Origin of the sequence: Vibrio hepatarius (assembly GCF_018860525.1) — a bacterium.
Classification (GTDB): Bacteria; Pseudomonadota; Gammaproteobacteria; order Enterobacterales; family Vibrionaceae; genus Vibrio; species Vibrio hepatarius_B.
On the sequence record NZ_JAHKPM010000069.1, the window covers coordinates 104474 to 117101 of the forward strand.

16 protein-coding genes and 1 pseudogene are annotated in these 12628 nt (G+C 38.4%); 5 read left to right on the plus strand and 12 right to left on the minus strand.

Going from position 1 to position 12628, the window contains the following annotated elements; all coding sequences use genetic code 11:
• Nucleotides 1–62: 62 nt before the first annotated feature.
• From KO511_RS21225 to KO511_RS21230, 3 genes are all read left to right on the plus strand, one after another.
• Nucleotides 63–653 (plus strand): methyltransferase, encoded by a 591-nt coding sequence (locus KO511_RS21225; RefSeq protein WP_252724498.1) that lies wholly within the window; start codon nt 63–65, stop codon nt 651–653.
• Nucleotides 595–909 carry a methyltransferase gene (locus KO511_RS22365; RefSeq protein ID WP_252724499.1) on the plus strand — a complete coding sequence of 105 codons (315 nt, stop codon included), beginning with the start codon at nt 595–597 and terminating at the stop codon, nt 907–909. The genes KO511_RS21225 and KO511_RS22365 overlap by 59 nt, the downstream gene beginning before the upstream one ends.
• Nucleotides 910–1152: 243 nt before the next feature.
• Complete coding sequence (locus KO511_RS21230) at nt 1153–2940, plus strand: M28 family peptidase (RefSeq protein ID WP_215989373.1); 1788 nt, start codon at nt 1153–1155, stop codon at nt 2938–2940.
• Between the two features lie 183 nt (nt 2941–3123).
• Here the strand turns inward: KO511_RS21230 and KO511_RS21235 are convergent, their stop codons facing one another.
• Entirely contained in the window at nt 3124–3606 is a 483-nt protein-coding gene (locus KO511_RS21235; protein WP_215989374.1) for a tetratricopeptide repeat protein, read from the minus strand.
• A 130-nt stretch (nt 3607–3736) separates the two neighbouring features.
• Here KO511_RS21235 and KO511_RS21240 point away from each other — a divergent pair, with 130 nt between their 5' ends.
• Nucleotides 3737–4069, plus strand: a complete 333-nt coding sequence (locus tag KO511_RS21240) for a DUF4286 family protein (protein WP_215989375.1) — start codon at nt 3737–3739, stop codon at nt 4067–4069.
• On the opposite strand, the gene KO511_RS21245 is transcribed toward KO511_RS21240, so the two are convergent.
• The gene (locus KO511_RS21245; RefSeq protein ID WP_215989376.1) at nt 4036–4218 is read right to left on the minus strand and encodes a hypothetical protein; all 183 of its coding nucleotides are present in this window, start codon (nt 4216–4218) and stop codon (nt 4036–4038) included. The two genes, KO511_RS21240 and KO511_RS21245, sit on opposite strands and share 34 nt — an antisense overlap.
• Before the next feature lie 334 nt (nt 4219–4552).
• Here KO511_RS21245 and KO511_RS21250 point away from each other — a divergent pair, with 334 nt between their 5' ends.
• A complete protein-coding gene (locus KO511_RS21250) occupies nt 4553–5944 on the plus strand; it encodes an amino acid kinase family protein (RefSeq protein ID WP_215989377.1) in 1392 nt (463 codons plus the stop codon).
• 244 nt (nt 5945–6188) lie between these two features.
• On the opposite strand, the gene KO511_RS21255 is transcribed toward KO511_RS21250, so the two are convergent.
• The 10 genes and pseudogenes from KO511_RS21255 to KO511_RS21300 form a co-directional block, all read right to left on the minus strand.
• The gene (locus KO511_RS21255) at nt 6189–6638 is read right to left on the minus strand and encodes a GNAT family N-acetyltransferase (protein WP_215989378.1); all 450 of its coding nucleotides are present in this window, start codon (nt 6636–6638) and stop codon (nt 6189–6191) included.
• Nucleotides 6639–6798: 160 nt separating this feature from the next.
• Nucleotides 6799–7023 (minus strand): VF530 family DNA-binding protein, encoded by a 225-nt coding sequence (locus KO511_RS21260; RefSeq protein WP_215989379.1) that lies wholly within the window; start codon nt 7021–7023, stop codon nt 6799–6801.
• A gap of 195 nt (nt 7024–7218) precedes the next feature.
• A complete protein-coding gene (locus KO511_RS21265; RefSeq protein ID WP_215989380.1) occupies nt 7219–7857 on the minus strand; it encodes a LysE family translocator in 639 nt (212 codons plus the stop codon).
• A 5-nt stretch (nt 7858–7862) separates the two neighbouring features.
• A pseudogene (locus tag KO511_RS21270) lies at nt 7863–8204 on the minus strand (PhzF family phenazine biosynthesis protein); the annotation flags it as partial.
• A 124-nt stretch (nt 8205–8328) separates the two neighbouring features.
• Complete coding sequence (locus KO511_RS21275; RefSeq protein WP_215989381.1) at nt 8329–8820, minus strand: MazG-related protein; 492 nt, start codon at nt 8818–8820, stop codon at nt 8329–8331.
• A 208-nt stretch (nt 8821–9028) separates the two neighbouring features.
• Nucleotides 9029–9565, minus strand: coding sequence for a nucleotidyltransferase family protein (locus KO511_RS21280; RefSeq protein WP_215989382.1), 537 nt, complete (start codon nt 9563–9565; stop codon nt 9029–9031).
• 99 nt (nt 9566–9664) lie between these two features.
• Nucleotides 9665–10144, minus strand: coding sequence for a GNAT family N-acetyltransferase (locus KO511_RS21285; protein ID WP_215989383.1), 480 nt, complete (start codon nt 10142–10144; stop codon nt 9665–9667).
• A 320-nt stretch (nt 10145–10464) separates the two neighbouring features.
• Entirely contained in the window at nt 10465–10884 is a 420-nt protein-coding gene (locus KO511_RS21290) for a GFA family protein (protein ID WP_215989384.1), read from the minus strand.
• Nucleotides 10885–11482: 598 nt separating this feature from the next.
• Entirely contained in the window at nt 11483–12124 is a 642-nt protein-coding gene (locus tag KO511_RS21295) for a hypothetical protein (protein WP_215989385.1), read from the minus strand.
• 131 nt (nt 12125–12255) lie between these two features.
• Nucleotides 12256–12621 (minus strand): VOC family protein, encoded by a 366-nt coding sequence (locus KO511_RS21300; protein ID WP_215989386.1) that lies wholly within the window; start codon nt 12619–12621, stop codon nt 12256–12258.
• Nucleotides 12622–12628 lie beyond the last annotated feature (7 nt).

Sequence of the window (12628 nt, forward strand, 5' to 3'; positions counted from 1 at the left end):
AGCATAGCCACGTGCAACACCAGGCCCTGCAATACAAATCTCCCCAATAAATCTTAACCAATATGTTTAAGGTGGTTGAGTTATTCGGTTTTTTCTCTATAGATCAAGGTATGGTGATCAATAATAGTCCAAGTTCAGAGCTACTGACATCTGATCACCCTCTATCGATGCGTCATTTTTGCATGTTATTTGGCGAAGAATATTACCGTGGCTACGAAGGGTTGCTCCACACCTGTCAGACAGGACAGTCTGGCTTTAAGCATGTCTTTGATAACACGTTATACCAATACTTAGACAAAACACCGAGCAGAGCTTCAGTGTATGATTTAGCAATGCGAGATTTCTCAAGACCGGTTGGCGCTTTATTAGCAAAAACCTTTCCTGACCTTTTCAGTAAAGTATCAAGCGTGATTGATATTGGTGGAGGAAGCGGAGTGATTAGCACCGAGCTAGTAAAAAACTATCAACATCTAAAAGCGTGTATCTTTGATAGACAAGACGTATGTCAAAGAAGTGCAGAATCATTGCCATCAGACTTAAAAGAACGTATTCAAACTTGCAATGGTGACTTTTTCGAACATATTCCAGAAGGCTATGATATTTATTTATTTATTAAAAAACGTTTTACACAATTGGAATACACAATCATGTAGCCAAATTCTGAATAATATTGGTCAATCATTACAACAAGGCCGTTTGTTAGTCATAGAACCTTTGGTGGAACCGGAAGAAGAATCCCCTCGGCTTCTTTTCAACGCACTATTTCAATCTGTGATATGTGAAGACGGTACCTATCAAAGAAACTTAAGCGATCTAGAAACTCTATTTTCAGAGTGTCAGTTAAGAATAGTTCAGACAAATAAATTAGCGACAGGGCACACTGTAATAGAATTAACAAAAGTTATTTAAGTCAATAATTAGATTATACATAGCATAATTTATGGGAGATGGGTTATTTCCCATAAATTATACTTTTATCCACATATGAATGTAATTGATAAAATAACACTTTTCTTCCCTGCTATATTTTCATTTTTCTCATTGTGATTTCTTGATATACATTCATATTTATAAAAAATTATAATTATGTGCATTCTTACCGCCTACTTTTTTGATTAAGGACAAAACAGATTGTTTAACAAGGAGTCAAAAATGCAGGTAAGCATAACAACTAAACGATCGATACTCGCCACTGTTATTAGCAGTACAGTCCTCACAGGGTGTTTCTGGGATGACCCGCGTCGAGGTGCAAATTACGTCAGTGACAATGTTGATAAGGAACAATTGATTGGTCATCTCGTCACGCTGGAAGGTTTAGCCTCTAGAACAACTGACGGTAAGTCCATTACCAGAGCCGCTGGCACTTTAGGCTATCAAAACTCGACCGAATTTATCATTGCAACAATGAAAGAGCGCGGCTTTATTGTCACCACCCAAGAGTTTGATTTCAGAGCTTGGGAAGAACTCCCCGGAACAAAAGCCAAGGTCGATGGAAAAGACTTAGTCAGCACCAAAAATGCACCCGATGGTGTTGAAGCCGATTTTGCCCTAATGTCCTACTCAGGCAAAACCAATGGTCAACTCGATGGAGAACTTGCTTTCGTCACTCCCGATTTCAGGTTTGACGCTCCCGATTACGACAGTACAGATGGCTGTGAAGTCACCGATTTTAATGGCAAAGATCTCACCGGAAAGATAGCCGTTATCCAACGAGGGGGATGTGCATTTAATGTAAAAGCTTTCAATGCCCAAAACGCAGGTGCAACAGCTGTGCTCATTTTTAACCAAGGCAATGGTGAAGGAAGAAAATCTGTGGTAAATGGTACTTTAAGTAGCACCACTCAAGTCACAATACCGGCTTTAGGCGCGCGCTTTTCGCTTGGCCAAGATTGGTATAACAAAAGCCAATCAGAACTAGTAAATGCAAGCTTGCTGGTCAATATCAAAGATGAAGATGTTGTTACACAAAATATTCTGGCCGAAACCCCTATCGGTGATCCAGCACAAGTTGTGATGCTCGGTGCACACCTTGATTCCGTTCCCGAAGGGCCAGGAATAAACGACAACGGCTCTGGCAGCGCTGGTCTACTGGAATACGCAGTGACGTTATCTGAGCTTGAAGTGCCAGTGAAAAATAAAGTGCGTTTTGCTTGGTGGGCAGCAGAAGAAGCAGGGTTAGTTGGATCTGAATACTACACAGATAACTTATTTGAGCCAATTTACAATCAAGCACAGCAACAAATCCTTGATGAACTAGGCCTTAAAGACCCCGGAGAATTAACCCCAGAGCAGGTCGATTTAGTGGAAGCTAGATATACACATATCAATAAAGTAAAAATGTACTTAAACTTCGATATGATTGGCTCTCCAAATTATATCTATGGTGTGATGGATGGAGACTTATCCGATACCAAAGACAGCCCAGACAATGCCTATAAGGGAGATTTCACACCACCCTACGGCACATCCGATATTGAATCTATCTTCCATGAATTTTTTACAGATAAGGAAGAATCGACCATACCTCAAGCACTATCAAAACGCTCAGACTACGCAGGTTTTGCCGACTGGGGTATTGCATTTGGTGGCCTATTTACGGGCGCGGAAAAAGTGAAAACTGCTGAAGAGGTAGCAAAATTTGGCGGCGAGATCGATGTGGCTTATGACAAGTGTTACCACCAAGCCTGTGATGATATTAACAACATCAACCATTCAGCTATTTACAAAAACACACAAGCGATGGCTTATGCCACAACCTACTACGCCTTAAGCGAGCAGCTCTTCCCAGATACCCCAGATGAGTCAAAAAGCAAAGCTATACTAACCTCATCAGTATCACAACCGAAGGAAAAACTGCGCATCGGCGAAAAACTCAAAGCAGCAGACAGTGTGTCTGACCATAATCACTTCCACGGCGATTTTGATCAAGATAGAAAATAGCGCAGACATAAAACCGATAAAAGCTTCCTATTGGGAGCTTTTATTTGAGTTGTTCCTTCACTAAACGGGGTGCACCAATCTTTTACTTCCATATACTCTCCACCAACTAAATTTACTGAATATTTTTTCTAGATCTCTCACACGGACACACACCGAAAAATTCAACTTAGCCCTTTGTCCTATTTACCACGTTTTATCTAAATCCTGTGAGTATAAAGAGATGGCTCGACGATACTGCTTTATTGCATCACTATTGGTGGTCGATAGCAAAAGCTCAAGCAGCAATGAGGTTGCTTCTTTGTGTCTCCCCAAATTATAAAGACACATCGCGTAAAAAGGCTGAACCTCAATAGAATTAGGATATTCAGTTAGAGTCTTTTCGAAATAGCCTAGCGCCTCTGAATACATACCAAGGCTTCGGTAGGTACTCGCCAAGCCAAACAATGCATCAAACCTTTCAACAGGCGAAAGCAAGCCGGAAAGAGATGACAAGTAATGAGTAATTGCCTCTTGCTCCTTACCTTGATTGTCGTACGACCAAGCAATGTGCAAATGAGCCTTGGCTGAGTAACTCTTATCAGTCAGCAGCTTAGCAAGCAAAGCTCGCGACTCAGCATATTTCGCCTCTTTTCGCAGCTCAATGGCTTGTTCGATGATGGTTTCCATTAATATCCCTCAAAGCACATATTAATCAACTAATAATCAATTAGTTAATTGCATCAGCTCGCTTGATAATACTAAAAAAAATGTTAACAATACATAAACTTTATCACCTGAGAACTAAAAGGAATTAACAATGATTTTATATGAAGTAAATCTTACTATTTTAAATGAGATTGCTGATGACTATATGGCATGGCTAAAACCACATATACAAGAAATGTTAAGATTCGAAGGGTTTATCAAGGCGGAACTATATAAAAACAACGAGCAGGAAGATGGTAAGACAAATGTCGTTGCCTCATATTACGTCAACAATGAAAACAACCTTCAAGCCTATATCAATGAAATGTCTGCGGATATGAGAGCAGACGGGATAAAAAGGTTTGGGGATAAATGTATCGCAACAAGACGAGTACTAAAGCTCACTGACACTTATACCTGTGACGAGCACTCTACAGGTATGTAGTCAATACTTACCGAATGGCTCATATCTAAACAACATGATATGAGCTTACCAACATCTTCAGGCTGGATCTTATCTTCTTCAGATATCGCTATATTTGCTGTCATGTCTGTCATGTCTGTCATGTCTGTCATGTCTGTCACGACCACCATATGGCAACATTTCTTTTCTCAGTCGAGCAATTTAGGAAAAATTAACGAAATTTACGAGGACACACACTTCAGTCAATTATGCGAAATTTACGAGGACACACACTTCAGTCAATTATGAATAGACAATAGCCACCAAACTAGATTGCCTTTCCATTTACATTATATTTAGATGTCGAATTATTTTCCAGGACATTGGCTTGTAAGATAACCTGTGCTATCTTGAATTATGTCTTTTATCTCTGATATGACATCAACATTAAAAGATTAGAACTCTAAGGTTTTTCGAAGATGGCTATAGCTTTGAAAAGTTGTCATAGATATAAAAGGAAGGTTTATGTCTCATACTGTGGAAAAAGTCAGTGGCTCTTCAATGGCAGACTTTGATGCTGTGTTGGATAATATTATTCTCAAACCAGAGCCTAAAGCTAGGTATAACAGGATCCTAGTTGTGCCAGCATACCAAGGTATAACAGACGCTCTTTTAGAGAACAATACTACGCATGAGCCTGGTGTGTATCAATATACTCTGAGTGGAGGCTGCATTTGGGAAAGTAAACTCGACAGTGTCATTCAAAGGTTACTATTGGTGAACGAGAGTTTATTTGCCGATCCAATGTTACGTAGAAAAGCGGATGATTTCATTTTAGAACTTGTGGCTTGTACTCGTCAGTGGATTCGAGATCATTTATCAATGAACCATAGCGAACACAATTCATCTAATTATTGCTTTTGGAACCTAATTCGAGAGCGACTAGCATCCATAGGCGAAGCCCACAGTGCTTATAATACTGCGCTGAAGGCCAAACGTTATGGTGTTCAAACAAAATTTATAGATTTAGCCGGTTCCCCGAATGAATTGCGTAAATCACTTGATTGCCAAGTATGGAGTAACCTCGGTGCACTAGATTTAAGCAATGAGCTTCCTATAGTGACCGCGTATGCATCATGTGAAATGAATAACCATTGTCAAAATGATCGCCGTTACGGAGACTTGACTCTAAGCAGAATAGCCGCCTTAACAGACGCGAAACAGGCTATCATACACAAATCTCACCACGTGAGTTCGGGTGATCCCGCGCTAATTGGCGCTGAACAGGTAAGCCCTCTTGGTAACTCAAGCTACCAAGTTGCAAATCAACTGTCAGCGTTATCAAATGAAGTTGTCCATCCAGCAGCAATCGAAGAACTATCTCAAAAAAATATAGACCTTCGAGTTAAATGCACTTTTGAGCCAGAGCACCCTGGGACTTTCATTAGCTGTAGCCACCACCCAGAAAAGCCAAAAGTTGAAGTAATTTCAGGAAAAGAAGATGTATGTGTTTTAAGAGTTTGGCTAACGGATAATAATGTAGATTTAGATACTCTAGAGTATCAACTCCTAGCATTACCAAGTATTAGTCTATTGCATCATGATGCTCTTGACAAAGTAGTGAGTTACTACTTTGATTGTTCAGCACATAATTGGGGGGAAATATTCACCAAAGTAAAAAAATTATTACCTAATAATGAGTTAAATGTCCAACGAGTCGCTTTACTTTCAGTACTTGGCACCAAAATAGATTCTGAGCAGACTTTATCGGTAGGCTGTAGCGCTTTAGAAAAACATGGCATATATCCTAAAAACACTCATTATTATCAAGATGGAAGCAGCGTGAGATTTGTTGTAGCAACGGCTCAATTTAAGGCAGCGCTATGCGCATTACATTATGCTTTTTTAAAACATTGATGCCTTATCAACAACCGCTATCGGAATACTATCAAATCTGCATCCGTCAGATATCAAATATCACTTCACCAACTCCCGCTGACTTTGTGATGTAATAGGAAAAATTCGTCTAATAATTCAAAGCTTCCAGTTAATGCTCTTTCCAAAGGCGTAATGTGACCCAATTTAGGAAAAATACCGTGAAACGATCAACCAAAACTAACGATGTATTGAGCTAATGACAACGAATGACTCCGTAGCTCTGCTATGCCTGTAGTTGCAAGAAGTAATGGTACGTCCCTGACTCCCTTTTATAACCTAAAGATTCATACAGTTTCTGGGCATTGCCATTGCTCTCAGCTGTCTCTAGGGCTAGACCTTTAACATCGTCCTTTAATCCCATTTCTTTAGCTGCATCCATTAGTTTCCTCGCTACTCCCTGTCTTCTTGCAGTGTCTGAAACAAATAAGTCGTTAAGGACCCAAGTTTTAGCAGCAGAAACAGAAGAAAAGCTTGGGTACAATTGAGTAAAACCTAAACCATTACCTTCATCATCAAGAGCAAGAAATATAACCGATTCATTATTATTTAAACGCGACTCAATAAATTCACGAGCAACATTGAGGTCACTCTCTTGACCATAAAACACTCGATAAGCATCAAAAAGGGGAGAAATTATGTCTAATTGTCCAATTGTTGCTTTTACTATTTCCATGTACAAAATCCATTTTTTTTAGAAAGGTATATCGCCCAATTAAGTAGTGAACAACGCAGACCACCATAATTTAAACCACTGTGCCGTAAACACTTAAGCTAAATCAAACCGAAAGTGCCGAGCTTTGGTAATCCGCGTTAAATACTTTTTATACAACCAGTTACTGAGAACTAAATGTCTTAATATACAAAGCTTCAACCTTATCCCTTGCCCACTGAGTTCGACGCAAAAATTTTAAAGATGACTTAATTGAAGGATTATTATAGAAACAGTTAATTTGGATCTGAGCGTCCAAACCCTCCCAGCCATAATGCTCAACCAAGCGAGTAATAATCTTCTCTAACGTCAAACCGTGTAGAGGATTTTTGGGTTGTTCTTGGGTCACTATCGATTCCTAATATAAAAATAATTAGCGCAATTTTAGCAGAATAACCAAAACAATTTTGATATTTGAAACCAACGGCAGAAGTTAAGATCAATTCTAGCTCTCGCGTTCCATTCAGGCTCTGAAAGTTCTGGGCAAAAATTGTGCAATAAAGTGAAACCGAGCCAAATATTAGTAGTCCTGCTTTAGTACCTGCTAGTCATTTTTTATTAAAGCTAACTTTGAACCAAAAACAATAAAAACTACACCTGTAATTGAGTTTAACCACACTTTAAACGTTGAACTATTAGTAGCTCTTTTAAATTTTGAAAGCATCACAACCATCAGTGAGAACCACAATAAATTAACAATAGAATGAGCTGTGACTAAGGTATATGCACCTATTGCAGTTTCGTTTGCTGATAGAAACTGTGGGAAGGCAGCTAAATAAAATATTGATACTTTAGGGTTTAATACATTGGTTAGAAAACCCTCAAAGAATGCTACGCGCATTGAAGTGTTTTTGTGGTTACTTGGCTGAGTATAAATAGGAAGACTTTCAATTTTTTTGAAGGCACCAATTATCGCTTTGACTCCAACCCAAATTAAGTAGGCTGCACCTAACATTTTAAATATAAAGAATGCTTCAGATGATTGCACTAACAGTACGGAGATACCAAGAATTGATAGCGTGCCATGCACATAAAATGCCGCAACAAATCCCCATATATTAGCAAAGCCTGCCTTTTTTCCTGAGACAGGTACAGTTTTAGCTATAAGAAAACCGTTAGGGCCAGGGGAGACCACCAGTAAGGTAGCAACAGCTATAAAAGTTAATACATTATTTATATCCATATAAGGAAGTCCAATTCAACTGTAGATTCATTAATGAACGCCGTTAAAGTTCCCGACAGTGTATCAAAGTTAACACTATCACCTGACTTTACTTGCCCACGCTCCTTAAGAATATGCGCAACAGCAAGTGTTCCATGACCACACAATTTCACCTCTGTCTTAGGTGTGAACCACCTTAACGTCATGTCTGAAAGCGCTAAAAATGCAGTTTCAGATACTGCCATTTCTTCAGCAATTGAAAGCATTAAGCTTTCACTTAAGGCATTGGTTGTTATACAGACTCCAGCAGGGTTTCCTTTGAACACATCTGTTGTAAATGAATCAACCTGATAAACATCTAAATCCATTCGTTCTCCAAATTTGATAAAGTCGCGTTAAGATGTGATCAATGCAGCTAACTAGGGCTAAGTCATTGTGCCGTAACACTAAAGCTGAATCAAACCAAAAATGCTAAGTGTTGTAAACCCATCTTCAATGCCGGCATGGCGCTGAATTCAACGTTAGTTCTTGTATATCAATTAAATCGACTTCCCTACCCAATATTCGCTTATAGTCTACTAAATGATGAACGGGGATGACTGGCAATTCGACGCCTTTGTAATCTTTAATCACTGATTCTGAATAGTGGATTTCAAGCTGGTACCAAGAGCCATCTAAAGCCGACTGTATCTTCGTATGTTGAGATAAGCCTATTTCAATTTTTTGATTTTGGTAAACCAACTGGAAATACTCTAGATCCCAACCGTATTCGGCGTAATGGGTTAACGGTTTAGATATGAATTGCGATACTTGTTCCAATATCTTGCTTGCGTCGACATTGTGGATATAAAGATCTATATCTGCAATTTCACGGCTACCTCCATGAATAGTTGCAGCTAGCCCACCAACAATTTGATACTCAACACCCTCAGTTTCCAAAAGTCCTTTGAGCCACTTCAAAGCTACTATTACTTTTTCACTCATGTATTTCCCTTAATTTAACTTTACTCTGCACCATAACGCCACCATCAAACTTAAACCATTAGTTTGTATGCATAGAATTATAATAGAACTAGGGAACTCGCTAGCCCAAACAAGACATCACACCTTTCTAACGACGATAATAGACCCGAAAGAGATGACAGATAAGGAGCAAAAGAGACAAGCATTGCGAATCAGCTCAAACGGTCTGTTAAAGTGCAACTCTCAAAGATGACCACCGAACTAGCCACCCTTTTGAATTTACTCGATTTTCAAACGTTTCTCGTGATCTCTTTGGGTTATATGTGATGCAGTAATCGAATAGTGATTCAAAACCAAAAGAGGAAATACATTCGTACTGGTCCAGTCCAACTTTCCGAACAGCAACAGCCGTTTCTTTTTCAACCCAAAAGCTCATAGCGTCCAAAGTACTTAAATATGGCAGGTCTCCATTACGTTCGTGCATACTGGCTTGATTTCTCACCTGCCAATTTACTTCGGGCATACATTCTTTCAGTTTGGCTTCATAATTTAAGTAAGTATTTGAATCTAGTTCATGTTGCTCATAGTAGATAACATCAACATCGTTTAAAGGTGTTAGCGGATCAAAATTATGTAACGAATCCCAAACCAAATTACGGACAAAGCCTGCGGCTATATAACATTGAGGTAAATTCAGTTTAGATACGCAATCTAACGCTGATAGCCTTACTTGGTCTTGCTTAATAAGTTCGATTATTTTATCCATGTTTGTCTTGCGCTATAACGCTGCCTTAAGCCTAAAAAATAGTTGGCTAAACTTGTTGAGGCACGAAACAAAACCAACTATTTTGTTCATCTTCACCCATTAAATTACCCAACAAAAGTATGGTCTCTGACCATCCATTCGTTCGACTAGTGCTCCTAACTTATTGTAGAACTCATGTGCTTTGGTGTTATAAGGACTAGCTGTCCAAGAAATATGAGACGTTAATGACTTTTCCGCTTCTTTTTTCAAAGCATGCATAAGTTCAGCACCATACCCCTTTGACCGATGTCGACTAACAACCAGCAAGTCATCAAGCCAAATAGACGGATCACCACTAAAGGAAGAATAACGATAATGAAATAAAGCAAATCCTTGAACTTCGCTCTCGACTTCCAATAGCAAAGCATAAGCAAACGGATGCTCACTAAATAAGGTTCGTTCAATCTTCTCTGTGGTCGTTGAGACTTGACCGTCAAACCCTTTCATGCTTCGATCAAACTCAGCTTTATGTTCAATCAATTCTAGCAACTTGCTCGAGTCTTGTTTGATCGCTTTCCTTACATTCACTGTGTTCTCCATAAATAAACATTTTTGATTGTTGGTTAACCCTAAACTTAAATTTACAGCAAGTAACTTAAAGAAACTTACAGGGACAGGAACCTAAGTGAGACTATAAGAAATTTCATATCTGACAGTGCAAATTAATGAAAAAAATTACCATTTATATCGTATATACAAGAATATATGCTTGGGCGACACTATGCCTTCGTACGCCAAAAGCGTACATTTACTGGGTTCATCAATATATTCTTTATCATCACACTTTAGGAGTATTTCCTCTTCATACTTACACAAAAAAAGAGCGTAGCAGTATGTGTCCACGTGTAGCTTTTTTAGGCTCAACCACCCATTTCAGGAGCTATTATATCAAATTTTGGAACATCTATTGGGAACTGAGCCCAACTTACTGCTTGGGCAGTATATATAAGCATATTCGGAAATAATTCCTCTTTATTTTGCAGGCACGATGCTGAAATACTGTAAAAATTCCCAACTTCACAGAATACAGCGACAGTGGTGCTGCATTTAATACAAAACATATGTTCCATATTTTTTCCAGAATCGCCTTTTCTAATAAAAATTGAAGCCTTCCCTTTCGTAAAACTAACACTATCTTTGGGGTACCAAACCCCAAACCATTTATCTGAATTTGTAACTCTTTGGCATGAAAGACAATAACAAAAAACTGAGTTTAGTGGGTCACCCAAACACTCAAACTCAAGCTTTCCACATGCACATACTCCTAAACATTTTTCCATTTCAGTTTTCCATTGTAATTTTTATAGCCTAACATTCTTAATAACAGGCATTCTCGTTTTTCGATCTACCTGACTTCCGATAAATTTACCATAACTACTAAAATTAAAGTAAATATAAAAATTATATATTATGGTATCATATAATAATCTGCCAGCATGTTATCTCTTTTTTATAATATATGTTATCTAAGATATGAGCAGCACTAATCCCCTAAAGTTATGAGAATACACCTTAATTTTATTTTTTGAGTAATGATTGGAGAAGAATAAAATAGGCTGGAGAAAAGTGATTAAGCAGCTTTTATAAAAAATAAAGAAAACGAACAAAACACACGGAGTGAAACTTGAAGTAAGTTCACCCCGCGTGTGGAGTAGTTCTAAAACAGATTGTTGTGTGATAGAAGTTGATAACTTAAAGATTTTTAGCCAACTATCATCTACTATACTTTTTAACACAACTTACAGGCCAACTTACAGGGACAGACACCTAAGTAAAACTATACTTATTTTAGGCGTGTGTCCTCTTTTACTTGGGAACGCCAAATGAGACGGTAACAAGAACAGAAAAGAGTTTTAATAGGGTATTTTAATTATGTACTCAGTACTTAACTTGTATTGATACACCTAACCAAGATGCTCCTTCACGCTTATTGGCTGTAGAGTGCCAATTCTCGATGAAATCCCACGCAGCACTACTACCGGCAATATCTGAGTCAAACCAGTAACCTTGTGCATCGTTAAGTATGTAATGTAAAGAATCATTCACCGAGATAACTGATATCAACATTGTTTTGGCTGGTGTAGACCTGCCCAACGACAAAGTTTTTGTAGAAACACCTAATTTTTCAATGAGTTGAAATTCGATAGGGAACGCTCGGCGCAAATACTCACTCGTTTGCTCATCTCGAATAATAACCTCACAATCCAAACCAAATTGACGAAGAACATACAGCATAGCTCCTAGTGAATTATAGCCAGAATGTTCTATATAATCCGGGTTCTCGCCTGGAGTAATTATTCCCGTGACTTTATAGAGTTCCAAAGCGAGGTCTTTTAATTCCTCTAGATCACTAATTTCAATAGTAGAGCCCGTAAATGCGACCTCTTTCGCATCGTATTTGTTTAGCTCAAAAGACGAAGTAAGAGGTAGCTTATTTAACCTTTTTAAACATGCAACAATACAATAAGGCCCGCAATACAGACTTCCTTCTGGCTGCCTCATTTTTGGAAAGATACTCATAACACCCTCGAAATTCATATGAAGAAATAACGCCCACATTAAGCGGACTAAAATTGTTTGCCAAACTTGTTGAGGAACGAAACATAGCAAACTGTTTTAGTTGTGTTTAAATGACTTGTTAGGCAACTATTTTATTGGTGACGAAATGATCGGCTTGAAATACTCACTGAATTTCCATCAGGGTCTTTTGTATTTGAAAACACGTAACCATTTGCTTTATGTATTGGGCCAAATTTAACGCCTAACTCTGAAAGCTTAGATTTGAACATAGTGACATTTTCTACATGAAATGTAAGTTTAACTGCAACCTGACCGAGCTTTATGCTTTTAGCTGCTTGATGAATAAGAATAGATGAACCGCCATTATTAGGAACAAGCTCAATTAAGCCATCGACAACTTCACCGGTTGTTTGAAAGTTGAAATATTTACTATAAAAGTCTGCCGTTGTTTCCATATTACGAGCATAAATCATGATCGTACCAAGTGATGCATCCATATTCATT